Here is a 25,193-nt window from a genome sequence, read left to right as displayed (position 1 = left end):
GTTACGCGCTGATACTTGTTGAATTTTTAATAAAAGGAAGGATGATTTTTCCATAAAAATCATTTCCATGACGAGAAAGATGAATTCCATCTTGGTTAAGATAGGATGCCGTTCGACCAAGACTTTCTTCTTCTAGCCAAGCTCTTTCAATATCTATGAGAACAGAACCTGTAAGATCAGCAACCGTTCGAATCAATTGATTGTAAATGATTAAATTCTCTAGATACGAGTTTGGTGCCAGAGGCGAACGCTTGTGTTCCAGCGGTCCATCCGGCTCTGTGCGATGGTTGGTTGCCAAAAAGACTTTGCGTGCACCGAATTGATGGCTTCGTATAACAAGTTCCGTCAAGTTGGCAACAAAAGCGTTGGCACTCACCCGCGGCAAGCCACGATCACTGTGCCAATAGTTACAATCATTCAATCCAAATTGGAGATAAACTGTCTCTGCGCATTCTGCTTGAAGATCCTTGGCAACACGATCCAGAGCCATACGGGTGGTATCGCCATTGATTGAATGATTGATGATGCGCGGGCATCGATTTCCCAATTCCGATTCTAATGCAACGGACACAAGACCAACAAAGGAAAATTGAGGAGAAACTCCTTCGCCGAAGCAAATTGAATCGCCGAAGAACAAAATCTTCCCATTGTGTTCATTTTCGTGAACTTTCATCATCTCCACCATCTGCATTAAAACTTAAAATCATCGATCAATGTTTTTTTCAACTAACGGGACGCTCTCCATTCAGAAAAATCCGACACCACCATTCAAAGCAAAGGAATGACCATATCAACAGGCGGTGGTTTGCGATTCTACCAGTATGTTCATCCACAATCCGCCGCACGAAATCAGGCCGGATAAAATCACTCATGATCAGTTTTTCCGACAGTAAGAAATTGCGCACATATGAGGCATTCTCTCCTTGATACCAGGATCCGTCGGGTGCAGAGAAGCCTTGTTTTGGCCGAGAAACAACTTCGGTAGGTAGAAATCCTTGAAGAGCGCTACGCAAGACGCTCTTGCCTGTATTATAAGTATTTTGGGCAAGGATGCGCTTGCTAAACAGATCTTCATCAATGAATCGGAATTGCTCCAAGTCGGGAAGCTTCAAATGGACAGGAATTTTCTGTGCAAGTGAGACCAAGTCGTTATCCAGAAACGGTACCCGTTCCTCCAACCCGCTGGCCATGGAAAGTTTATCGTTGACAATAAGAAGTCCTGAAAGAAATGTCTTGCATTCGAAGTAAAATGTATTAGATATCTGCTCTTCTGGAGTCAATAGGCTAAGATGCCCAGTATCTGGGAAAACCCCGCTGAAAACCTCCAGCATATCCTTGCTTGCAGCATCTCGAAATGAGCCGGATTGAAACATGCTTTGCCGTTCACTCTGTAGCATCAGTCTCTGCCAGAACTCATAGTAAGATCTGAGGTAAAATTTTTCATTAGCTGGATTCAGTACCCGGAAATACCGCCAAGGATATCCTCCGAACAATTCATCTCCACCAGCTCCAGATAGGCAGCCTCCCACAAATTTAGACGCCAGTCGAGCTATGTAATAATTAGGATAACACATTCCAAGACGCAAATCTTCCAGATGCCAGACCACACGCGGCAAAGCCCAGCGGATGTCTCCAGCATTCATCACCTGCTCGTAATGTTCTGTCTGGCAAGCATGGGCCATCAGTTCGGCATTGCGCCGTTCATCAAAGGTCTTTTCAATACCTTCGACACTTGACATCTCAAAACCAGCGGTAAAAGTCGCCAACCTCGGAACATGCTGCGACGCAATCGCGACAAGAGCGCCGGAATCGATACCGCCAGACAAATAAGCTCCGACAGGTACGTCCGACAGAAGTTGACGTTCGACAGCCTGCTGCAGATGGCGACGGGTTTCTTCAGCCGCCGCCGCCGCTTCCATCCTATTGTCAGGCTTTGAAAAATCAAAATCCCAATATTGATACTGCCTGTCATGGCCATTGGCTTCAATTTCCATGATGGTTCCCGCCGGCAGCATATCCACTCCCTGAAACAGGGTGTGTTGGCGGAATAAATTCTGGAAAGTGAAATACTCGTTCAAAGCTTCCTGGTTTAAAGTTACGCGAAAATCTGGATGGGCCATGAATGCTTTGATCTCAGAAGCGGCCGCTAGAGTAGAGCCGTGTCGCCAAAGGTAGAGAGGTTTGATGCCGTAGCGGTCACGGGCCAAAATCATACGTCGACGCCGACGGTCAACAATGGCTAGGGCTGCCATGCCATTGATCCGCCGCATAAGGGGTTCAATCCCCCAAAAACGATACCCCCACAGCAGAACCTCAGTATCGGTATTGGTTGTAAAGATTGCTCCTTCCTCCTCCAAAAGCCGACGCAGTTCTTGAAAATTATAGATTTCGCCATTGTAGGAAACGACCAGCTCACCGTCTGTCGAATGGAGCGGTTGATTAGCCCGAGGGCTTAGATCGAGAATGGATAGACGCCGGTGTCCAAGGCCAATTTCTCCATCACACCAAACCCCTTCAGCGTTAGGGCCGCGGTGGGCCAAAGCTCGGGTCATAGCCTGAACGACATCCGGTGAAACGGAACGACCGGCCAAGTTGATTAGTGCAACAACCCCACACACGATGGCATTCTCCCAGAATATCATCAAACGCTGTCATTAGCGTGCGGTCTATGCCGTGCTAAATTTTAGCGTTTGCTCCATGCTTGGTATACCAAGCGATGAAGGGTTAAGATTAGGTATGCTCAAATGGCCCTATAAAAATAAAGCCCCGCCATGAGATTTTTTACACCGGTGGCTTCTCTGACTTATTATTGATCAGAGCCGTCAGGCCGGCGCGCAGTCCGGTTGCTTGGCCACACAACCGTTCCATCAAGGCCGTGTCCGCGATATAGTCAAGCGCAGGGGGGGGCTTATCGATAAAGACAGGAGAACGCTTTAAGAGATCACCCAGTATTTCACAAATGCTCTTTAAGGTTTTCACCTCCGGTCCCGCTATATGCAGGATTTCCGGCATTGATATCACTGCCGCCATGACCGCTTTGGCGGCATCAGACGCATGAATTGGGTTGAGACGTGGTCCACATCCATTAGCAAGAGTAATTGGCTTACCCTCGCTAATAGATGTGATCAGCCTAGGAAACAAAAATTGATTTCCCTGTCCGGGCCCATAAACGAAGAAGAAGCGAAGTATCGAAACTTGCATATCCTGGCGAAAAAACCCTAAGAGATTCTCTGCGGCCATTTTTGTGGACAAATAAAATCCTAATTCCTTTTGCGGCCGCAGAGGATAATCTTCCCGAACTGGCTCCGGACTCGGACCACATACCCCCCCAGATGAAGCGTAAAGGAAGCGTGCCCCACTGTATTTGGCGAACTCGGCTAGGTGAATGGCTGCATTTAAAGAAACAGAGAAAACGTTCGCAGCTTGATCCGGAAAAGCATGAAATCCAGGGTGTTGAGCTAAGTGAATCACGACATCAGCAGGCTCAATATTCCGCAAAACTGAAGTAAAATCGCCACGCAGATCGGCTTCCACCGGACGAACGCTGGGAGGTAAGAGATAAGTATCTTCCTTTCCTGCCCTAACTAGAGCGGTCACATTGTAGGAATGCTCTTGCAGCAGAGGCAACAAGTGCCGACCGATCAGGCCTGTGACTCCGGTTAGCACCACATGCTTTTGCATACCCATCATTCCGGTTTTCTCAATAGGATGGACAGCCCATTAGGATTGGCAGGATTAAAGCTATAGTCCGAGATCCCGAGTTCCTCCAGCCATTCTCGGACTTCGGTCTCATCATGCTGCCATGCATAATGAGGATGGTACCAATCATAATTTATCATATTATTTGTTTCAAAATCAAAAGAATCGTTCCAAAAGCACTTCATGAAGTTATAATATAATAGTCTTTGAATGTTATGACTTCCTGCAGGGATGCCAAGAATATCAATTGGCTTGTCAAGTGTAATATTGATATTCAAATCGGAAAGAGCACGGCCAAGCTCGGTAATGGCAGTACATGCCTCGTAACATTGTTCAGGATCAAGCTCACTGAAGGCCGCGCGAATATGTTGGTCAACAAATTGGCGAGCTGCTCCCATTTTGCGATAGACATAGAAGAACATCTGTCCACCTGGCTGCAACAAATTAAGAGCCGAACGCAGAGCGGCGTTTGTATCCGAAGTATGATGGAGTACACCATCCGCAATGATGAGATCGAAGCTTTCCGGGGCAAAAGGTGGAAGCAGAATATCTCCTCGGACACTGACGCAGTTGTCCAGATCACGGATATTATTGTGAGTGGTATAGGCTGCATCAGAAATATCCAGTGCAACCACATCACCGCTGCATTGCTCTGCAATAAAACGGGTATTGAACCCCGATCCTGGACCGACCTCTAGAACCCGCTGTCTTTTCCGATAGAAGCGTTTCAAGGCATGCATATCAGGTAGCCCTAGTTTTGCGCAATACCAGGAGAAAAAGAATTCCTGATGTTCCGGCTCCAAGCCATAGCGTTTGAAGCGGCGCCATTTATCAGAAAAACTGTCCATCGTTCGTTGTTCAGCAGACAAGTCTTTCGAAATGAAAGTTTCGGATAGGGAAGCAAGGCCATGCTGAGCAGCAAAATCATTGTCAGAAGGACGCAAGGATCCCGCTAACAGAACTGGAACACCATTGATGATAGGGAACCATGCTCTATCCCCATCTCTTAAAATTCCAGTTTGTATATGTTCTTGGTCTCGCATAATTACTTCAAGATCCAAAGGTCTTCCACCTTCTGGTGCGCGCAGAATATTTATAAAACGTTCCAGCATCATTCACCTCATCCCAAACCTGGTGGCTGACCGGCCATCAGACGATCATAAACGGTCTCGAATCTGGCTGCACAGGCGTCATCTGACCACCAAGCCATGGCATGTTCGCGGCTTTGCTGACCGAGTTCCCGGCGCAATTCAGGAGACAAAGCCAAGCGTCGAAGAACATCGGTAATGCTATCAACGTCTGCATGAACAATGGGAGCTTCACGGACACAACGGGATTCCAGTTGTGGGGAATCCTCTTCCACCGTGACCTTAGCGACGACAGGTTTACCCAACATTAGCCCTTCTCGGGCGGTAGCCCCGGTTCGACCATACATCAGTTGATCGATCACAATATCCGCTTGTGCCATGACGAAACGATTGTGAATGTTCGGAATATTCTTCACGAAATCAAGACGAATTGGAATACCCTCCGCTGCCAGTTTCTCTATCGCAGTAATGATGGCATGAGTTCCCTTGTAGTTGCGGCCGTTGACGGTACGCCGGTCAAAGTTCCCGACCCCATGATAAACGATGATTTCATTCTCGCGGCGTGGGCGCAGAAACTGCTCAGGAACATCGAGATCCGGCCGCCACATCTCCGCGCTAACTGCAAAAGTTAATGGCTCACGATAGGTCTTCGCTGTCAGCTTCATATCTATTAGAGGATCCGTTTCAATACAGATCAGATCACACCAACGTTCAATCTTCCGTCCCCAAGCTAAATTCGAATCGTCAGAGCAGACGAGCGCATTATCACGATGGACGCAAAGATCGCACATGCCGCCAGTCCATCGACGGAAACTGGTCTGAGAGACGGCATCCAGGCAGCCACAATGAGTATAGCCCAGTTTTACCCCTCGCCGTTTCAACTCAGCCAAATCTCCTGGGAATGTATAATGATTCCACCCGCCAAACCAGTTTTCTGCAAAAAACGACATGCACCCCATACCATGGAAATGAATCATTCCATAATTGACGGATTGATTGAAATAGAATTCTACCAATTTTCTGCGTTTTTCTTCGGGATCTGGATCATACAGATGAATGTCCTGGCCATGAAAGAACATGCTTTCTGGCCCGTCAGGATCGTGCTGGCTTACGCTGATGGCATCCCAGCCACGACGTCGGAGCGCCTGCGCAAGATAGAAAAAGTTATAGTAAGCATGATGTAGGAAGAGAACAGAGCGACGGCGAGGCTCGGCCTGAAGAGGAAGTTGATCTGGCAAGTCAAGAACGCGCGCATCGTGATAAGGAGGCAGTGGCGCCCCATCTTTTTGCGCCACCAAGTAGCGTAGCAAGGTACCAATTCTTGGCGGCAAATGGCTCGCCAAAGCTGGCGACTCAAATTCCAGTTCCTGTTCCAGCTTCCATAATTGCCTTTGCTTCATCAGCAACGTCAGCAACCGGCAGAGCAAGGCACTGCCTTTCTCCTGCTGCCAACGGGAAAGCGCTGTGAGGCGATGCCGTCCCCGTTCTTGTCCGATTGGCCAGTTTGAGAGGATCTCACCATGAACTTCCCAGGAAATCTTAACACCGACCGGCAGGTCTTTCGGTATGAGCAGATTGGACAGGAGAGGACGAAGGGAGAATGACACGGCTCGCACCGGCACCATATGCAGCACGAGCGTATCATTGATCAGGGTTGGGACCGCCTGGACTTCGCTGGCTCCGAGAGAGGTCATGCGTACGGAATTTCCAGCACGCAAAATGATTAGGGCTTCGGCCAGCGCCCTGATACCAAGCCGCAGAATGGCCAAACTACCGCTCTTCCGGCATTCTTGAACGACCATATCTGCAAGTTGCCGGTCATCCTCGGTCCAAGGGGTTCCGTAGGCGGCCGATGCCACATGGCGGGTGCGTAACAATCGCTCTATCGTCATGGTAGTCAGCAACCGGCCTTATCCGCAGTTCGCCAAGCGATCAGTCGTCGCAATCCTTCATCCAAAGGAATGGAGGCCCGGAACCCCAAGTCCGCGGCAGCCTTCTTTGGGCAACCGATACGGTTGCGCACCAGAGTGGCTTGGCTGCGCTCGCGATAATGGACCGGAAGATCACTTCCAGTCTGGGCCAGAAGGCATTCGGCGAGTTGGCGCAGGGATGTACGGATGCCCGTGCCGACATTATAGAATTGATCCGAGATCTCAGATTTCATGGCACAAATATTTGCGGCGGCACAGTCCTCAACAGATACAAAATCGAAAGATTCGCTGCCATCACCTAAAATAGTCGGCCCTTCTCCGCGTTCGATAGCATCCAACATCTTCATAATTACGGCAACATATGCACCCCTATAATCCTGCCTTGGGCCGTATACGTTCATGTATCTCAAGCCAACATAATTCAGGTTATATCGATGATGCAATGCACGCAGGATTGCTTCACCACAAATTTTAGTCGCTCCGTAAAAGTTTTTGTTATTGAATGGGTGATCTTCATTCATTGGCTCTTCAATCGCATCTCCATAAACTGATGCCGATGAAGAGAACACCAACTTTTTTACATTATTATTAATGCATGATTCGAATACATTAAATGCCCCTCTGACATTTACATCAAAAGCAGAACGGGGAAATTCATGGCATTGCAACAGCCACAGCGCGGCGAAGTGAAAGACACCATCGATACCCTTTAGCGCCTTATCCAAGAGATCCGTTTGACAGATATCCCCGCCAGCTTCGAAAATTCGAACGCGCGGATCGGAGAGCGCATTCCTGAGATTATGCAGTGTCCCACGACTGAAATTATCATAAACCAAAATCTCAGCGACATCTTCAGAAAGAAGGGCATCAACCGTATGAGAGCCGATTAGGCCAGCACCGCCGATTACAGCCAGCCGCTTTCCCTGCAAATCCATAATATCACCTTGCTGTGAGTTAATCATTATCTGGATCGTCATCTGAAACGATCTCACTTTAATTCTCGACTAGGCCGAGAAGATGGATCATCCCATGATCGACGGTTGCTACAGCTTGATGCCGTCCAGAACTGCAATCAGACGCTGTGTCGCCCATGGACGCAAGCGTGCCTCATGGCGAAGGTTGCTCCCATCGCGGTGAACTGCCTCTCGGATCATCGTCTCGGCCTCGCGCTGTCGGCCTACCCCCATATAGGAAAGCGCTAGGTTAACGAGAACCCATCCCACAGGCCCCCCTCCGGCGTTGCAGGCTGCCAGCGCCGCCTCGCCAAGCGCGATTCCTTCCTTCCCGTCCCTACATAGGGCGAGTCCGACCCCTCGGCTGGATTTCGTCCAAATCTCACCCCAACGGTAACCAGCGGCCAGGCGTTCTGCCTCTGCAAGGTCAACCATTGCCATGGCACTGTCATTCTGCGACAAATGGATGAAGGCGGAAAAGCACCAAGACTGATAGGCCTGCCTGGGAGGCAATCCAACCTTAGCTTTGGAACAGAGTTCCAAAGCTCTATCCAGCTTGCCGGTGGCCATACACCATTGCGCACGGATCTGGACGAGTTCCAGATCGTCGGGTGCCAATAGTTCGATCTGTCTCAACACCCTGTCCATCCCATCGAATTCTTCCAGCATCATCCAGGCGATGGCAAGCATCCGCCCTGAATCCACGTCTTCAGGATCAAGACCAAAAGCCCGCTCCAGGTAGACAGCCGCTTCCTGATAGAGACCTGCCCAGGATTTCCGTTGTCCGTAGGTCGCCCAAACATCCGCCAATTGCTTTGATGAGAGTCGGTTAACCAGCGTGTTCAAGATGGCAATACCCTCCGCCTCACGCTCCATCCATCCAAGCAATCGGGCACGGTGCAGCATCCATAGACCAGATGTCGAATCGACCTGCTCCATGGCCTCGACATAGGATAGATTTTGGCTTGCTTGCACAGCCGACCGAGTTTCCAAGATCAAGGTGGTGACCGCTTGTTCCAAAATTTTACGATCATCCACACATAGGCTTGGCCAAGAAACCTGGATCGAGGCCCTGAAATCGTCGGCGCGGCCTTGAGCCAGCAGAGCAAGCTCCCGGACGAGTTGCATTTTCTTGGCGAAATCAGGGTCATGCGTGGCCGCCTCGACGGCGATGGCATCGGCCATTGCCGTCTGTCCCCGATCACGCAGCAGATCAACCAATTCTACCGAAGCTGTCGACAAACTCGGAAGAAGCTCCAGAGCCATTCGGTAATGCTTGACCGCCACCTCATAATCGCCTGATCTGACAATTGCCCGACCCATTTCAAGGTGATAGTTTGAGAAAGTATGGGCACGGATCCTCTGCCGCCAGCTGGCAAAATCAATCCCGGCCGCTTGAGAAACAATTTCCTTTTCAGGCGAGCCGGTACCCTGCCCCATGTTCATCGCACTCCGTTCCCATCCCGTTTCCTCTTGCTATCTTTCATCATAACCCATCCATATCGATAAGAGGAAAAGAGATCTGCTCGGTAAGCATCCGCCGAGTACCACGGTCGGGTGAGATGGTCCCCGTTTCCCGGACAGCTTGGCGGCTGGAATAAGCTTGGTTCAGATTCGTATCACGCGGCCAATCTGATCTGGTCCCTTGTGCCCTCGTAGGCCTCTGCCGGTGTTCTGCCGCCGAGCGCCGAGTGTGGGCGTTCGTGGTTGTAATAATCGATCCAGTGGCCGATCCCGGCTCTGGCCTCGCTGCCCGTTTCGAAGGCGTGGAGGTAGACGCATTCGTATTTCATCGAACGCCACAGCCGTTCGATGAAGACGTTGTCCATCCACCGGCCGCGCCCGTCCATCGACACCCGAATGCCGGCCGCGGTCAAGAGGCCGGTGAAGCGCGGGCTGGTAAACTGGCTGCCCTGATCGGTGTTGAAGATGTCCGGCCGGCCGTAGCGTGCCATCGCCTCCTCCACGGCTTCGATGCAGAACGCGAAGTCCATGGTGTTCGACAGACGCCAGCTCAGAACCTTGCGGGTTGCCCAGTCCATCACCGCCACCAAGTACAGAAAGCCGCGGCGCATGGGAATGTAGGTGATGTCGCTGCACCACACCTGATTGGGGCGGTCGATGGTCAAGTCGCGCAGCAGGTACGGCCAGACCTTGTGTTCGGGGTGTGGCACGGTCGTCTTCGGGCGCTGGTAAACCGCCTGCAAGCCCATCCGTACCATCAGGCGGCGAACCCGCTTGCGGTTGACCTGGTGGCCGTGCCGGCGCAGATGCCGGGTCATCTGCCGGCTGCCATACCAAGGCGTTTCCAGGAACTGCCCGTCGATCAGCCGCATCAACTCAAGGTTCTCGGCCGGCTCGCCTTTGGCCGGTCCGTAGTAGCTGGACCGGCTGATCGAAACCAACTCGCACTGCCGGGTGATCGACAGGCGCGGATGATCCGCCTCGACCAGCTCCCGCCTCCGACCGATGCTCATCGACCGGAGGCCTTGCGCAAAAAATCCCGCTCCACCACCAACTGGCCGATCATTGCGTGCAGCTTCTCCACCTCGCCCTGATGGCTGGTTTCAGCGGCTTCCGCCTTGCCGGAGAACACACCGGCCATCCCCTCCATCGCCTGCTTCTTCCAGGCGTTGATCAGCGTCTGGTGTACGCCGTGCTTGGCAACCAACTGCGACACCGTCAGCTCGCCCCGGATCGCCTCCAGCGCAACCTTCGCCTTGAACTCTGCCGAATACCGCTTCCGTTTCCCCGTCATCGGGTCCGTCCTTCTTCCTGGGCGAACCAAGCTTAGCCGAATGTCCGGGAAACGGGGACCATCTCAGTTGTCAAACGGGCTCTGAAATCGTGGTTTGTTAACGAAATTCCCTTACCGTGCCATTTTCCGAGTAAGCGGTCGGCAATGCCTGCAAGGCCGGGGTTTTCGTTGCATTTGTGGCTGTATCCCGATGATGGGACATGTTCCGTCCTACGGGACGAAACCTCTACGGGCTGAAGACGGATTCAGAAGGACGGGAAAGCGCATGTGCGGAATTGCCGGAGTTATCAGCCTGACAGCCGAACCGCTTGAGCGCCCCGCGTCCACCGTGGCGGTGATGAACCGGCTGCTGGCCCATCGTGGTCCGGACGGGCATGGACTCTGGGTCGCCCCCGACCGCCGGGTCGCCCTTGGGCACCAGCGGCTCAGCATCATCGACCTGTCGTCGGCCGGAGCACAGCCCATGCACGGCCCTGGCGGGCTGACGCTCACCTACAACGGCGAAATCTTCAACTACATGGATCTCCGCCGGCGCTTCGAGGCCGGCTATCCGTTCCGCACCCGCACGGACAGCGAATGCATCCTGGCCGCCTACGCCGCGTTGGGGCCGGACTGCCTGGACGAGCTGCGCGGAATGTTCGCCTTCGCCCTTTGGGACGATGCCCGGCAGCAGCTGTTCTGTGCCCGCGACCGATTTGGCGTTAAGCCCTTCTTCTACGCCCAGGTGGATGGCCGGTTCTACTTCGCTTCTGAAATCAAGGCGCTCCTGCCTTTTCTCCCCGCGGCGGAACAGGACCCGGCTGCCCTGGCCGAGTATCTGACCTTCCAGTACACACTCGGCGAGGAAACCCTGTTCCGCGGCGTCCGTCAGCTTCTGCCCGGGCAGGCGCTGCGGGTGGATCGGAATGGCGTGCATATGTGGCGCTATTGGGATGTCCAGCATGAAATGGACCTGGACCACAGCGCCCATTATTTCGTGAACCGCACCCAGGAACTGGTGGAGGAGGCCGTCAGCCTGACCATGGTCAGCGACGTGCCGGTCGGAACCTACCTGTCCGGCGGCTTCGACAGCAGCCTGGTCACGCTGCTGGCGGCAGAGCGCCAGCAGATGCCGGGGCCAGCCTTCCACGGCAAGTTCTCGGTCCCGCCCGGCTTCGACGAGAGCCACTATGCCCGCGTCGTGGCCGAACAGTCCGGCAGCCCCCTATACGAAGTCGACATCACGCCGTCCGATTTCCTGACCCATATCGAACAGGTCATCTACCATCTCGACGTACCGATCGCCGGACCCGGCAGTTTTCCGCAATATATGGTCTCGCGTCTCGCCGCCCGGCACACCAAGGTGGTTCTGGGAGGCCAGGGCGGGGATGAAATCTTTGGTGGCTATGCCCGCTATCTGCTTGCCTATTTCGAACAATGCATCAAGGCCGCCGTCAACGGCACCTATCAGAACGGCAACTTCGTCGTTACCATCGAATCCATCGTGCCGAATCTCGGGGCGCTGCAGGAATATGTCCCGCTGATGCAGGAGTTCTGGCGCAAGGGCCTGTTCGGCTCCCTGGACGACCGGTATTTCCAGTTGATCGACCGTTCCGCCGACATGGAAGCCGAGGTGGACTGGACCCAGCTGGACAAGACGGCCGTGGTGGACAAGTTCAAGGCCATCTTCAACAACCGCAACAATGTCCGCAAGGAAGCCTATTTCGACAGCATGACCCATTTCGACCTGAAGTGCCTGCTGCCGGCTCTGCTGCATGTGGAAGACCGGATGAGCATGGCCCATGGTCTGGAATCCCGGGTTCCGCTGTTGGACCACAAGCTGGTCGAGTTCGCTGCCACCATCCCCGCCAACATCAAGTTCAAGAATGGCAAGCTGAAGCATCTGCTGCGCAAGGCGTTCAAGGGCAGCGTGCCCAGGGAGCTGTACAGCCGCCGCGACAAGATGGGGTTCCCGGTGCCGCTGAAACCCTGGCTGGATATCGAGTTGAAGGACTTCGTCCACGATCTTTTCGGATCGCAGCAGGCACGGCAGCGGGGCTTCATCAACACGGACGTGGTCTTGGGCAATCTGGCCCATTCCGGCCGCTTCTCGCGCAAGCTGTGGGGTCTGATGAGCCTGGAACTCTGGCATCGGCGCTTCATCGACCAGGCGGCGGAATTCCGCCGGATGCCGGCGGCCGAGCCCGAGATGGCTCTTTCCCCGATAGGGGAAGCGGTGGCATAGAGCATCCAACGTTGCGTGGTTCGGCATGAAGCCGGTCGCAGGAGGGGTCATGAAGGTTTTCGTCACCGGGGGAGCCGGTCTGGTCGGGTCCACCACCATCGACATGCTGCTGGACCGCGGCGATCAGGTGGTGGCCGTGGACAATTTCGCCACCGGACGCCGCGACAATCTCGCTTCGCATGGCAATCTCACCCTGGTCGAGGGGGCCATCACCGATCGTCCGCTGATCCGCCAGCTGATGGGGGATTTCCGGCCCGACGCCGTGATCCACACCGCCGCCTCCTACCGCGACCCGGAGGACTGGCCCACCGATGCGCAGACCAACGCCGTCGGCACCGCGACCATCGTGCGCGAAGCCAAGGACGCCGGCGTCTCCCGCCTCGTCTATTTCCAGACCGCATTGTGCTATGGCGTGAAGCCGCTGGCCCAACCGATCCCGCTCGATCATCCGCTGGATCCCGGCAACAGCAGCTATGCCATCTCGAAGACGGCCGGGGAGCAGTACATCCAGTACAGCGGCCTGGATTTCGTCACCTTCCGCCTGGCCAATGTGGTCGGCCCGCGCGGGGTCAGCGGCCCGATCCCGATCTTCTACGAGCGTCTGGCCCAGAAGAAGCGCTGCTTCGTCACTCCGGCCCGCCGGGACTTCGTCTTCTCCGGCGACCTCGCCCGCACGGTGGTCCGGGCCATCGACGGCGTGGGGCACGGCACCTATCATTTCTCCTCCGGTACGGATGTGGCCATCCAGACGCTCTACGATCTGGTCGCCCGCTCCATGGGGCTGAACGAGGTGCCAGAACCAGAAATTCGTCCGCTCGGGCCGGACGACGCCCCGACCATCCTGCTGGACCCCGCCCGCACCTTCGCCGACTTCGGACGGCCGGACTTCACCCCGATCGAGGAGATCGTCCGCCGCAGCGTCGAGTATTACCGCACCCACGGCGTGCAGGGCGGCTATACCCACCTGAAGGATCTGGGCAAGAAATGATGCGCCTGCTGATCACCGGCGGAGCCGGCTGCCTGGGATCCAACATCGCCGAGCATGCCCTTGCCCAAGGCGCGGCGGTTCTCGTTCTGGACAATTACGCCACCAGCTTCCGCGGCGGTCTGCCCCCTCATCCGAACCTGCGCGAGGTGGAAGGATCGATCCTGGACGGCTGTCTGCTGGCCCGGCTGTTCGATGAGTTCGCCCCCACCCATGTGGTGCATGCCGCCGCCTCCTATCAGGATCCGAACGACTGGGTGGGCGACCTGCGCACCAACGCGGAAGGTACGGCGAGGGTGATGGCCGAATGCGACCGTTTGGGCGTGCGGCGGCTGATCTATCTGCAGACAGCCCTATGCTATGGCCAACCGCTCCGGACGCCGATCCCGGTCGACCATCCCCTGGCCCCGATCACCAGCTACAGCATCTCGAAGACGGCCGGCGAGCAGATGCTGCCGCTGGGGCGGACGCCCTGGGTGTCGCTGCGGCTGGCCAATATCTACGGCCCCCGGAATTACACCGGGCCGATCCCGATCTTCTTCAAGCGCCTGCGGGAAGGAAAGCGCTGCTTCGCCACCGATGCCCGGCGTGACTTCCTGCATATGGACGATTTCCTGGACCTGCTGGACCGGGTTTTGGACGAAGGCGGGGCGCAGGGCGTGTTCAACGTGTCGTCCGGGGCGGACGTCAGCATCGCGGACCTGTTCGACGCCATGGTGGTGGCGATGGGCATCACCCTCGATGAGCCCGTGGAGGTGCGGCCCCCGGCCGCCGACGATCTTGCGACGCTGCTGCTGGACCCGTCGCTGACCGAACGGACCTTCGGCTGGCGCGCCCGCATCGGCCTGAAAGAGGGGCTACGGCGGCAGGTGGCCTGGTTCGACCGCCATGGGGTGGAAGCGACCTTCACCCATCTGACCGCGGCCCGGGGCTGAAGGGAAGGAAACAGGAATGAGCGACAGCAGCGCATTCGCCGGCAGCCGCATCCTGGTGGTGGGCGGGGCCGGCTTCGTCGGTAGCAATCTCTGCCATATGCTGGCGGCGCAGCGCCCTGAGGCGCTTTTCATCGTCGACAATCTTCTGTCCTCCCATCCCTCCAATCTTCCGGAGGGGTCGGGCGTGCATTTCGTGCTGGGGTCGATCGCCGACGACCGGTTGCTCGCCGACCTGCCGGAACGGCTGGACTATGTCTTCCACCTCGCCTGTTTCCACGGCAACCAGTCCTCCATCGCCGACCCGGTCGCGGATCACGACAACAACACCATCACCACCCTGAAGCTGTTCGACCGGCTGTCCCGCCGCCGCGACGTGAAGCGGGTGGTCTATGCGGGGGCCGGCTGTGCCGTCGCGAAGAAGACCTTCGACGGAGCGGTGGCGACGCCGGAAGACGCGCCCGTCTCGCTGTCCCATGACAGCCCCTATTCCATCTCGAAGCTGGTGGGGGAGATGTACGCCGCCTACTACGCGCGCCAGCATGGGCTGCCGGTGGTGACGGCACGGTTCCAGAACATCTACGGCCCCCGGGAAATCCTCGGCGCCGGCAGCTGGCGGGGAACGGTCCATTCGGTCTGGCGCAACGTCATCCCCACCTTCGTCTGGAAGGCTCTGCACGGGGAAAGCCTGCCTCTGGACAATGGCGGCATCGCCAGCCGTGATTTCATCTTCGTGGAGGATCTGGCGCGCGGCCTTCAGGCCTGCGCCCTTCGCGGCGCCGCGGGCGAGGTCTACAACCTTGCCTCGGGGGTGGAAACGACCATCCGCACCCTGGCGGAGACAATCAACCGGCTGACCGGCAATGCCGGCGGCATCGACCTGCGTCCGCCGCGGCCCTGGGACAATTCCGGCCAGCGTTTCGGATCGACGGAGAAGTCCAGGCGCGAGCTTGGCTTTGCCGCCGGGATCGGCCTGGAAGACGGTTTGGCGCGCACCATCGACTGGACGCGCGCCAATCGGGACCTGATCCGTCACTGCATCGATCATCACCAATGGTTCCTTAGCCATCCGGGTGCAGGCCGCTGGCCGCAACTGTCGCCGGCACTGTCGGCATGACCGGGCCGCTCCTGAAGCTCTGTTCCGTCGTCGGCGCCCGCCCGCAATTCGTCAAGGCGGGAGCGGTGGCCAAGGCCATGGCCGGGTCCGGCATCGATGATGTGCTGATTCACACCGGCCAGCATTACGACTTCAACATGTCGGAAGTCTTCTTCCGGGAACTCGACCTTGCCCCGCCGGCTCACAATCTGGGGGTCGGCTCGGGCTCCCATGCGGTCCAGACCGCGCGGATGCTGGAAGGGCTGGAACTCCTGTTCGAGCGCGAAAGGCCGGATGCCGTCCTGGTCTACGGCGATACCAACTCCACTTTGGCGGCGACACTGGCGGCGGTGAAGCTGGGCATTCCGGTCGCCCATGTGGAAGCCGGCCTGCGATCCTTCAATCGGACGATGCCGGAGGAGATCAATCGGACCGTGGCCGACAGCGTGTGCGACCTGCTGTTCGCCCCCACCGTCGAGGCGATGGAGCAGTTGCGGCGGGAGGGACAGCCCGAGGAGCGCATCCGTCTGTCCGGAGACGTCATGTATGATGCGGCCCTGATGACCGCCGATCTCGCCCGGCGGCAGAGCAGCATCCTGGACCGCCTCGGCCTGGCGGAAAAAGGCTTCCTGCTGGCAACCATCCATCGGGCGGAGAACACCGACGATCCGCGTCGGCTGCGCGTCCTGATCGGGGCGCTGGAACTGGCCGCCGAAGCCTTGCCGGTGGTCCTGCCCCTGCACCCGCGCACCCGCGCTGCCCTGGATCGTCTGGGAATTCTGCAAAAGGCGGCCCGGCGCCTGAAGCTGATCGAGCCGGTCGGCTTCATCGACATGGTCCGGCTGGAAATGGCCGCCCGCACCATCGCCACCGATTCCGGTGGCGTTCAAAAGGAAGCCTTCTTCTATCGCGTTCCCTGCTGTGTCCTGCGCAACGAGACGGAATGGCGGGAATTGCTGGAGGCCGGCTGGAACCGCCTGCTCCCCCCCGATGACGATCCACGGGCCATGGCGGCGGAACTGCTGGCCGAACGGCCCGCAGGACGGGACATCACACCCTATGGAAAGGGCGACGCCGGACGCATCATCGTTGAAACCCTGCTCGACCGCTATGGCAGACGGTCGAGAGCATGACCGCCGGGGGATCTGTCCGGCCACACATAAGAGGCGCCATGAAGACGTTCGCCCTGACCGGCATCGCCGGTTACATTGCCCCCCGTCATCTGAAGGCGATCAAGGAAACCGGCAATCGGCTGGTTGCGGCCCTCGATCCGAACCAGAGCGTCGGCATCATCGACAGTTATTTCCCCGATTCCCATTTCTTCACCGAGTTCGAGCGTTTCGACCGGCATCTCGACAAGCTCCGACGCAGCGGCCGGGGGATCGATTACCTGTCCATCTGTTCACCCAACTACCTGCATGATGCGCACATCCGCTTCGCCCTGCGCAGCCACGCGGACGCCATCTGCGAAAAGCCCCTGGTGCTCAATCCCTGGAACATTGACGGGTTGGCCGAACTGGAGGCGGAGTCTGGACGGCGCGTCCACACCATCCTGCAGTTGCGCCATCACCCGGCGATCCTGGCCCTGCGCGAGCGGGTGGCGGCTGCCCCGCCCGGCCGGGTGTTCGATGTCGATCTGTCCTATCTAACCTCGCGCGGGAACTGGTATTTCGCCAGCTGGAAGGGACGGGACGATCAATCCGGAGGCATCGCCACCAACATCGGCGTGCATTTCTTCGACATGCTGGGCTGGATCTTCGGACCCTGCAGAGCCAATCGGGTGCATGTGCTGCAGCCCGATGCGGCGGCGGGGCTGCTTGAGTTCTCCCGTGCCCGGGTGCGTTGGTTCCTGTCCATCAACGCCGATCATTTGCCCGAAGTTGCCAAAGTGAAGGGGCAGCGCACTTGGCGCTCGATCACCATCGACGGGACGGAACTGGAGTTCAGCGAGGGCTTCACCGACCTGCACACCGTCAGCTATTCCGAGATTCTGGCAGGACGGGGCTATGGGCTGGAGGACGCCCGGCCTTCCATCGAACTGGTGCATGCGATCCGCAACACCCAGCCTCTCGGTCTGGACGGGGATTACCATCCGCTTGCCCGACAGCTCGGTTGACGGGGGCTGGACCATGACAGACCCCCTGACCGGAAACGGCTGGACCGCCCATTCCTCAGCCATCGTCGACGACGGGGCGCGGATCGGTGCCGGAACCCGGATCTGGCACTGGACGCATGTGTGCGGCGGTGCTGCGATCGGCGAGGATTGCTCCCTTGGGCAGAACGTGTTCGTGGCTAACCGGGTGCGCATCGGCAACCGGGTGAAGATCCAGAACAACGTCTCGGTCTATGACAACGTGATTCTGGAGGACGGCGTGTTCTGCGGACCGTCCTGTGTGTTCACCAACGTCGTCAATCCGCGGGCCGAGATCCCGCGCAAGGACGAATACCGCGACACCCTGATCCGCCGGGGCGCCACGCTGGGGGCCAACTGCACCATCGTCTGCGGCGTCACCGTGGGCGAGTACGCCTTCATCGGGGCCGGTGCGGTGGTCACCAGGGACGTGCCGGACTATGCGCTGATGGTGGGGGTGCCGGCCCGCCGGGACGGCTGGATGAGCAGGGCCGGCGCCCGGCTGGGAGCGGATCTGGTCTGTCCGATCGACGGAACGCGCTATCGCCTTTCCGGTCCCGAGCAGTTGGAGGCGATGCCATGACGACCATCCCCTTCATCGATCTGGCCGCCCAGCGCCGCCGGCTGGGGACGCGCCTGGACCGGGCGATGGAGCAGGTCCTGGACCATGGCGGCTATATCCTGGGTCCCGAGGTGCAGGAGCTTGAGCGCCGTCTGGCCGGGTTCTGCGGTGCCCGCCACGCCATCTGCTGCGCCAACGGGACCGATGCCCTGGTACTTGCCTTGATGGCCAAGGGCGTCGGGGTCGGGGATGCCGTCCTGGTGCCGTCCTTCACCTTCGCCGCCTCCGCCGAAGCGGTGGTCCTGGCCGGCGCCACCCCGGTCTTCGTCGATGTGGGGGAGGACTGCAACCTCTGTTCCGCCAGCCTGGAGGCCGGGCTGGAAACCGCCCGTGCCCATGGGCTGAGGCCGGTCGCGGCGGTCGTCGTCGATCTGTTCGGCCACGCCGCCGACTATGGGCGGATCTGCGCCGTCTGCGCCGGGCATGGGCTTTGGATCCTCGCCGATGCAGCCCAGTCCTTCGGCGGCATCCATCCCAAGGGAAAGGTCGGGACGCTGGGCACGATCACCACGACCAGCTTCTTCCCGGCCAAGCCACTCGGCTGCTACGGCGACGGCGGCGCGCTGTTCACGGACGACGACGATCTGGCGCAAACGCTCCGCAGCTTGCGGGTGCATGGCCAGGGCAGCGATAAGTACGACAACGTCCGGGTCGGGCTGAACTCCCGGCTGGACACGCTCCAGGCTGCTATCCTGCTGGAGAAGCTGGAGATTTTCCCCGACGAGATCGAGGCGCGCAACCGTGTCGCCGACCGCTATGCCGGGGGACTCGGCGATGTCCTCGCCGTGCCGGCCATAGCGGACGGCGTGACCTCTGTCTGGGCGCAATACACGGTGCGCGTCGGCGGCGGCCGGCGCGACATGCTAGCGGCGCGGCTGAAGGACGCAGACGTTCCGACGGCGGTCTATTATCCGAAGCCCCTGCACCGGCAGACGGCCTATCGCGCTTTTCCGTCCGCTGGCGACCTGCCGGTCAGCGACCGCCTGTCGGCCGAAGTGCTCAGCTTGCCGATGCACCCCTACCTGGAGCCGGCGGTGCAGGACCGCATCATCCGGGCCGTCCGCGACGCCTTGCCGGCATGACCGACCACAGGCCGCTTTCCCCCCGCCGTGCCAGCGGGCATGATCGGGACCTATCCTCGGACAACGCCACATGAGCATGATGACGCCACAGCATTCCCTTCCCGATCCGGCCCTGCTGACCGAACGTTTCGAGGCCCGCCGGGGAACCGTCGCCGTCATCGGGCTGGGCTATGTCGGGCTGCCGCTCTTGCTGGCTTTCGGGCAGGCCGGCTTCGAGGTCATCGGCTATGACATCGCTCCGGAGAAGGCGGAGCGGCTGATGCGCGGCGACTGCTATATCCAGCACATCGATTCCGCCCCGCTGCGCCCGCTTCTGGACACCGGCAGACTGAAGGCCACCGCCAGGATGGCCGATCTGGCCGGCGCCGACGCCGCCATCATCTGCGTGCCCACCCCGCTGACGGCGCAGCGCGAACCCGACCTGAGCTATATCGAGAAGACGGCTGCGGCACTGGAGCCCTATCTGAAGCCGGGCCAGTTGGTGGTGCTGGAGTCCACCACCTGGCCCGGAACGACGATGGAGGTGATGCGCCCGATCCTGGAGCGGGGCGGTCTGGTCGCCGGGCGCGATGTCTTCCTGGCCTATTCGCCGGAGCGCGAGGATCCGGGCAACGCCCGCTACTCCACCCGCAACATTCCCAAGGTCGTCGGCGGCGACGGCGAGGCGGCGACCGCCATGGCCGCCGCCCTGTATCGCCAGGCCATCGGAGACGTGGTGCCGGTCAGTAGCACCCAGGTGGCAGAGGCGGTGAAGCTGACGGAAAACATCTTCCGCTCCGTCAACATCGCCTTGGTCAACGAGCTGAAGGTCGTCTATTCCCGCATGGGGATCGATGTCTGGGAGGTCATCAATGCCGCCAAGACCAAGCCCTTCGGCTACATGCCCTTCTATCCCGGCCCCGGCCTGGGCGGCCACTGCATCCCGATCGACCCCTTCTACCTGACCTGGAAGGCCCGGGAGTTCAACGTCAACACCCGCTTCATCGAACTGGCGGGAGAGATCAACTCGCAGATGCCGGGCTATGTGGTGGGGGTGCTGCAGAACGCCTTGAACGACCATGCCGGCGTGGCGCTCCGGGGCAGTCGGGTTCTGCTGCTCGGCATGGCCTACAAGAAGAATGTCGACGATGTGCGCGAAAGCCCGGCCTTCGCCCTCCTCTCTCTGATGGAGGAGCGGGGGGCAGTCGTCGACTATCATGACCCGCATGTGCCGGAGATCCCGCCCACCCGCGAGCATGCCCAGTATTCCGGGCGCCGCAGCGTCGGCCTGACCGAACAGACCCTGACCGGTTATACGGCGGTGCTGATCTGCACCGACCATGACGCCGTCGATTACGGTCTTCTGGAAGGCTATTCCGGGCTGATCGTCGACACCCGCAACGTGATGGCCGGCCGGCACAGCCGGGGGACCATCGTCGCCGCCTGAGATCGTCGCCGCCGGATCAGGCGCGCTCCAGGTCCGGCCGACCCAAGGCGATCAAGCGCGGCGGCGACAATCCGCCGGCCGCCGCCTGTTCGTGCATCAGCGCCGCCAGCCGCTCGGCATAGCCCAGCGTCACCAGCACCAGGGGCAGGCCCAGGCTGGCCATCTCGCCCATGTCCCGCACCGCCACCCCATGGAACAAGGGGGGCAGGACGAGATGGCCCATCAGGTCGGCATAGGCCGCCGGCTCCAGCCCGGCCTCGCGGGCGTAGCGGATGAAGTCCGGCCCCATCCCGCCGTCGCCGCCCACGGCAAGGACACCAAAGCGTCCATCCGTCCGCCCCCGCAGCCGCTCCACCAGTGCCCGGCAGACCGGGCCATGCCCACCCTCCAGCCCCAGCAGGTCTGCCGGCTGGTGGAAGATCCCGGGAACCAGGCGGGTCAACGCGCCCTGTGGCCAGGGGGCGAGGGCGGGGCGCAGCCCCAGCGCCAGGGCCAGGATCGGCCCCTCCCCCATCTCCGCCAGTGGTTGCACGACGGCCTGCGCCGTGGCGTCGCAGAGGACGCGCTCCCCGTCCGTGCCGTCATTCTGGTCATAGGCGAGGCCGCCCAGGATGTCCGCCTCCTGCGCGGTCGGCCGCAGCAGGGCCGCGGCCAACGGTAGCAGGGCCTGCACCCCCGTCACCGCCATCGTCTCCCCCCGTGCCGGATAAACGGCGGTCATAAGGTCGGCATAGCGGCGGATGCCCTGCTGCAACAGCGCAAGAATCCGCCGTTCCTCCCCCTTCGCCGGCGGCTCGGCCAGAAGCGGCACCACCCGCCCGCCGGAATCCCGCCGATGGCCCAGCGTGGTGCCGTCCAGCCCGGTCAACACCCGCTCCAGGATTTGCGGGCTGCGATAGAGCACCCGGCCCAGCGTCATGCCGGTCCTGTCCTGTCCGGCAAAAACCCGCACCCCGATGCCGTCGGCAAGAGCATGGACGATGTCGGCGACCGCATAGGTCAGGAAGACGCGGCAGCGCCGCCGGCCCTCCGGCAGCAGCCGGGCCACCGCGGCGGGCGTGCTGCCGCGCGCGCCCAGGTCGACCAGCGCCACCGGCCCTTCCCGCCCCAGAACCTGCACCAGATGGTCGAGCAGCCGCTCCCGCGCCTCTTCGGCCAGACGCGCGGCGCGGGCGCGCAGGTCCGGGTCGTCAAACAGGGCCAGCACCCGGTCGGCGGCGGCCCCGGATTCTGTCGCTGGCTTGGCGAGAAGCTCCTCTAGCCTCAATCCGGCAAGGTCCTGCAGGGTGGCCGGCACCTCTCCACCCGCCTGGACCAGCAGCCGGTCCCAGGGCAGGTGCGGTCGCTCCCCCAGGATGCGGCGGGCCGCGGCGGCATCCAGCCCCGCCAGTTCCAGCGGCATCAGCGCCTGACGGGACAGGTGGAGGGCCACCACCTCCATGTCATAGCCGCGATGGGCGATCCAGTCGCGCATCAGCGGGGCGAACACGGCAGCCTCGCGCATCAGCGGGGCAATGCGGCGGATGCCCTGGTGCCGGCACTCCTCCACCACCCAGCGGCAATATTCCGCCACCGCCGGTCCCAGCACCAGGGCGCCGAACTCCAGCGCGAAGGCATCCTCCGCGTCATCCTCCCGGCCGGCCAGTGCGGCCAGCCGCCGGGGTGGAGGCGGAGCGTCGGCCGCCAGACCCATCACGCTTTGCTCGCGCTCGCGCAGGCGCGCCAGTCCCGGTCCCGGTACATAATGGATCGCCTCCAATCCGGCTGCGCGCGCCATGGCGACGTCGCTCAGCGGATCATCTCCGATATGGATAACGCGGCCGGGGGAAATCCCGGGATGGGCGGCCAGCAGCAGCTGGAACAAGCCACCATCCCGTTTTGAGCAGCCTTCAGCGCCGGAGACATGGAGGCGGCCATAAAGCTCCGGCCCGATCCCCGCCGCTGCCAGCAGCCGCGCTAGGTCATCGGGCGACAGATACATGTCCGACAGCAGGACCACCGGAATCCCCGCTGCCGACAGGTCTTGCAGCACGGTCAGCAGCAGAGGATTGGCGAAGAGCCGTTCCGCCTCCACCTCCAGTTCCAGGGCGGCCAGCATCGCCGGATCGGCCGATTCCGACAGGATCGGCCGAAGCTCGGCATGGATGGCGGCGAGCTCCACCTCCCTGCTTGCAACTCTGGTCCTGGCTCGGCGCTCCGCCTCCTCGCGTGCCAGACGGAACAGCACGGGCGTCAGTCCAGGCTCAATCAGCCCTGCGGCAAGCGCCCGTTCGCCCACCGCCTCGAACAGGTCGCCGGGCTGCTCCACCCGGCGCAGCAGGAGGGTGTCGAAGACGTCGAACGACACCAGCAGAGGCTGGCGGTCGAAAATGGTAGACGGGTTCATAGGAGCTGACCGGGATCGTTAGACGGAGGGAGCGACGGGAAGGGCCGCCCATCTTCCTCCGCCAAACGGAGGTCGGCAAGCGGACGCAGGAAAGCCGACGCTCCGTCTTGTTCCGTCAGCCCACGATCTTCCATGACCCGTCGGGCTGGCGGCAGGCGGTGCCGAAGGCCTGTTCGGTGCGGCCGCCGACGACGATGGTCTGCTGGAACTCGCGGCAGTAGGAGCCGGAGCCGTCATAGCCGTCGCGGACCGGCACGATGACGCCCTGATTGCCCGACTGCGGGTTGTTCCAGCTGATCCGCTGGCCGATGGGCGCGCTGTAGGCCTGGGTCGCGGCACGGTCGGCATAGGCCTGGTCGGCACGGTCGAGCGAAGCGCCAAGCTCCCGCCCGGCGAAGGCGCCCAAGAGCGTGCCGATGCCGACCGCCACCAGCTTGCCCGAACCGCCGCCGAAGCGCGAGCCGATCAGGCCGCCGGCAACCGCACCGCCGACGGTGCCGAACCCCTCCTTGGTGCCCATCGAGCCGGTCTGGCAGCCGGCGAGCGCGGTGGACAGCGCAAGCACCGCAACCGCTGCGATGCGGGTGAAACGGGTGTGGGCACGCATCGAAGAACTCTCTTCTTCCCAAGGAACGGTGACCCGATCATAGCGCAAGCGTCGCCGTCTGTGCAGCAGGCCTTTCCCTCTCCCCGTCAGGCCGAAGGGAAATCGTCGTGATATGTCATGGCGATGTCAGATATCCCTGGATCGCGCCTGCGTCTATAATGCCAATCGTTATGTCTCCAGAAACGCGAGATTTTCTGAAAAATTCTATTTAAAGGGTTTTTGATTATGGTAGGATTTTGAAGCGAAATCAGATCGCACGCAACCTCACCTCGAGCGAAGAATTAAATAAATTTCCAACACTTTTGCAAAGATGCCTCACCAAACCACAGACAAGGAATTATGATTTCCATGAAAAAAATTTTCCTTCCAATGTCATTTGCGCTTCTCGGTGGAATTTCCCTTTCGTCGAGTCCTGCGCTTGCCTGCAACGATGATGCATATATCGGAACAATCTGTACATTTGCCTTCGACTGGTGCCCGCGCAACTATATCCTAGCCGATGGCCGCACTTTGGCGATTCGGGAGTATCAGGCGCTGTTCGCACTGGTCGGTTTCAGCTACGGCGGCGACAAAGTGAATACGTTCGGCATTCCTGACCTGCGCGGCCGTGCCGTCATCGGCAGCGGCACCGGTCCCGGCCTGGCGAACATCGCGATTGGCGCCAAGGTCGGCCAGCAGGAGCTTCTGCTGGCGCCGACACAGGTCCCGCTGCAGCCGCACACCCACGCCGCCACCTTCACCGGCACCGGCGGCGGAACAAGCGGTTCGACCACCGTGCCGTTCACAGGCAACGTCAGCGTTCCCATCACCAACGGCGGCAACCCGGTGTCGGCCCCGACCTCGGGAACCGTCTATCTCGGCGATGCCAGCGTCTCGGATGGCGGCCTCGGCGTCACCCTGAACGGTCCTTACAACACCAGCGGACCGGGCACCGCAGCCAATGTGAAGGGGACGGCCAGCGGCTCCATCACAGTACCCAACACCGGCATCACCGGCGGCAGGGTGGCCGTCGCCCCGGCTTCGGCCGGCGCGACCCAGAAAGTTTCCACCCAGTCCCCGGCGATCGGGCAGACCGTCTGCATCGTGGCCAACGGCCTTTATCCGAATCGTCCGTAAGGGCGCCGGCACAGGGCTCCACCGGCAGGCGGGGATCTTCCGGAAGCGGCGGATGCCACCCCCGCCTGCTTCCGGTCGATGACGGTGCCGGCGCCTTGAACAGGGACGGCCGGGCTCCGGGCGCACAGATCACCCCCGATCGCCGCCGCCTCCCGAT

20 protein-coding genes are annotated in these 25,193 nt (G+C 59.9%); 10 read left to right on the top strand and 10 right to left on the bottom strand.

What is annotated here, in order from left to right:
- Position 1: 1 nt before the first annotated feature.
- From A6A40_RS23775 to A6A40_RS23735, 8 genes are all read right to left on the bottom strand, one after another.
- Positions 2-676, bottom strand: coding sequence for an SGNH/GDSL hydrolase family protein (locus A6A40_RS23775; protein WP_158279361.1), 675 nt, complete (start codon positions 674-676; stop codon positions 2-4).
- 46 nt (positions 677-722) lie between these two features.
- Positions 723-2,618, bottom strand: a complete 1,896-nt coding sequence (gene asnB / locus A6A40_RS23770; RefSeq protein ID WP_236784000.1) for an asparagine synthase (glutamine-hydrolyzing) — start codon at positions 2,616-2,618, stop codon at positions 723-725.
- A 163-nt stretch (positions 2,619-2,781) separates the two neighbouring features.
- The gene (locus A6A40_RS23765; protein ID WP_108548356.1) at positions 2,782-3,690 is read right to left on the bottom strand and encodes an NAD-dependent epimerase/dehydratase family protein; all 909 of its coding nucleotides are present in this window, start codon (positions 3,688-3,690) and stop codon (positions 2,782-2,784) included.
- The gene (locus A6A40_RS23760) at positions 3,687-4,814 is read right to left on the bottom strand and encodes a methyltransferase domain-containing protein (RefSeq protein ID WP_108548355.1); all 1,128 of its coding nucleotides are present in this window, start codon (positions 4,812-4,814) and stop codon (positions 3,687-3,689) included. The genes A6A40_RS23765 and A6A40_RS23760 overlap by 4 nt, the downstream gene beginning before the upstream one ends.
- 5 nt (positions 4,815-4,819) lie before the next feature.
- Positions 4,820-6,691 carry a glycosyltransferase family 4 protein gene (locus A6A40_RS30545; RefSeq protein ID WP_146191630.1) on the bottom strand — a complete coding sequence of 624 codons (1,872 nt, stop codon included), beginning with the start codon at positions 6,689-6,691 and terminating at the stop codon, positions 4,820-4,822.
- Positions 6,685-7,653, bottom strand: a complete 969-nt coding sequence (locus A6A40_RS23745) for an NAD-dependent epimerase/dehydratase family protein (protein WP_108548483.1) — start codon at positions 7,651-7,653, stop codon at positions 6,685-6,687. The genes A6A40_RS30545 and A6A40_RS23745 overlap by 7 nt, the downstream gene beginning before the upstream one ends.
- A gap of 108 nt (positions 7,654-7,761) precedes the next feature.
- Positions 7,762-9,117: a tetratricopeptide repeat protein gene (locus A6A40_RS23740; RefSeq protein WP_146191629.1), complete on the bottom strand. Its 1,356-nt coding sequence runs from the start codon at positions 9,115-9,117 to the stop codon at positions 7,762-7,764.
- Positions 9,118-9,290: 173 nt separating this feature from the next.
- A protein-coding gene (locus A6A40_RS23735) for an IS3 family transposase (RefSeq protein WP_108548351.1) occupies positions 9,291-10,429 on the bottom strand; the annotation gives its coding sequence in 2 pieces (ribosomal slippage) (positions 9,291-10,174 and positions 10,174-10,429; 1,140 coding nt in all).
- Between the two features lie 265 nt (positions 10,430-10,694).
- Between A6A40_RS23735 and asnB (A6A40_RS23730) the strand changes: the two genes are divergently transcribed.
- The 9 genes from asnB (A6A40_RS23730) (at position 10,695) to A6A40_RS23690 (ending at position 20,927) form a co-directional block, all read left to right on the top strand.
- A complete protein-coding gene (gene asnB, locus A6A40_RS23730) occupies positions 10,695-12,653 on the top strand; it encodes an asparagine synthase (glutamine-hydrolyzing) (protein ID WP_108548350.1) in 1,959 nt (652 codons plus the stop codon).
- Between the two features lie 49 nt (positions 12,654-12,702).
- Entirely contained in the window at positions 12,703-13,641 is a 939-nt protein-coding gene (locus A6A40_RS23725) for an NAD-dependent epimerase/dehydratase family protein (protein WP_108548349.1), read from the top strand.
- Positions 13,638-14,573: an NAD-dependent epimerase/dehydratase family protein gene (locus tag A6A40_RS23720; RefSeq protein ID WP_236783999.1), complete on the top strand. Its 936-nt coding sequence runs from the start codon at positions 13,638-13,640 to the stop codon at positions 14,571-14,573. The genes A6A40_RS23725 and A6A40_RS23720 overlap by 4 nt, the downstream gene beginning before the upstream one ends.
- A gap of 16 nt (positions 14,574-14,589) precedes the next feature.
- On the top strand, positions 14,590-15,687 hold the full coding sequence (locus A6A40_RS23715; RefSeq protein WP_108548348.1) for an NAD-dependent epimerase/dehydratase family protein: 1,098 nt from the start codon (positions 14,590-14,592) through the stop codon (positions 15,685-15,687).
- A complete protein-coding gene (wecB, locus tag A6A40_RS23710) occupies positions 15,684-16,799 on the top strand; it encodes a non-hydrolyzing UDP-N-acetylglucosamine 2-epimerase (protein ID WP_108548347.1) in 1,116 nt (371 codons plus the stop codon). Before A6A40_RS23715 ends, wecB begins: the two co-directional genes overlap by 4 nt.
- Before the next feature lie 38 nt (positions 16,800-16,837).
- Positions 16,838-17,782: a Gfo/Idh/MocA family protein gene (locus A6A40_RS23705; protein WP_108548346.1), complete on the top strand. Its 945-nt coding sequence runs from the start codon at positions 16,838-16,840 to the stop codon at positions 17,780-17,782.
- A gap of 13 nt (positions 17,783-17,795) precedes the next feature.
- Complete coding sequence (locus A6A40_RS23700; RefSeq protein WP_108548345.1) at positions 17,796-18,380, top strand: acyltransferase; 585 nt, start codon at positions 17,796-17,798, stop codon at positions 18,378-18,380.
- Positions 18,377-19,501 carry a DegT/DnrJ/EryC1/StrS family aminotransferase gene (locus A6A40_RS23695; protein WP_108548344.1) on the top strand — a complete coding sequence of 375 codons (1,125 nt, stop codon included), beginning with the start codon at positions 18,377-18,379 and terminating at the stop codon, positions 19,499-19,501. The genes A6A40_RS23700 and A6A40_RS23695 overlap by 4 nt, the downstream gene beginning before the upstream one ends.
- Before the next feature lie 70 nt (positions 19,502-19,571).
- A complete protein-coding gene (locus A6A40_RS23690) occupies positions 19,572-20,927 on the top strand; it encodes a nucleotide sugar dehydrogenase (protein WP_162363842.1) in 1,356 nt (451 codons plus the stop codon).
- Positions 20,928-20,943: 16 nt separating this feature from the next.
- On the opposite strand, the gene A6A40_RS23685 is transcribed toward A6A40_RS23690, so the two are convergent.
- Both A6A40_RS23685 and A6A40_RS23680 read right to left on the bottom strand, forming a co-directional pair.
- Positions 20,944-23,313, bottom strand: coding sequence for an HAD family hydrolase (locus tag A6A40_RS23685; protein WP_108548343.1), 2,370 nt, complete (start codon positions 23,311-23,313; stop codon positions 20,944-20,946).
- Positions 23,314-23,428: 115 nt separating this feature from the next.
- Positions 23,429-23,920: an RT0821/Lpp0805 family surface protein gene (locus tag A6A40_RS23680; RefSeq protein WP_108548342.1), complete on the bottom strand. Its 492-nt coding sequence runs from the start codon at positions 23,918-23,920 to the stop codon at positions 23,429-23,431.
- Between the two features lie 348 nt (positions 23,921-24,268).
- Here A6A40_RS23680 and A6A40_RS23675 point away from each other — a divergent pair, with 348 nt between their 5' ends.
- A complete protein-coding gene (locus tag A6A40_RS23675; RefSeq protein WP_158279360.1) occupies positions 24,269-25,036 on the top strand; it encodes a phage tail protein in 768 nt (255 codons plus the stop codon).
- Positions 25,037-25,193: the final 157 nt, after the last annotated feature.

The sequence above is a fragment of the Azospirillum humicireducens genome, assembly GCF_001639105.2.
Lineage (GTDB): Bacteria > Pseudomonadota > Alphaproteobacteria > Azospirillales > Azospirillaceae > Azospirillum > Azospirillum humicireducens.
This window is presented reverse-complemented; position numbering and strand designations above follow the sequence as displayed.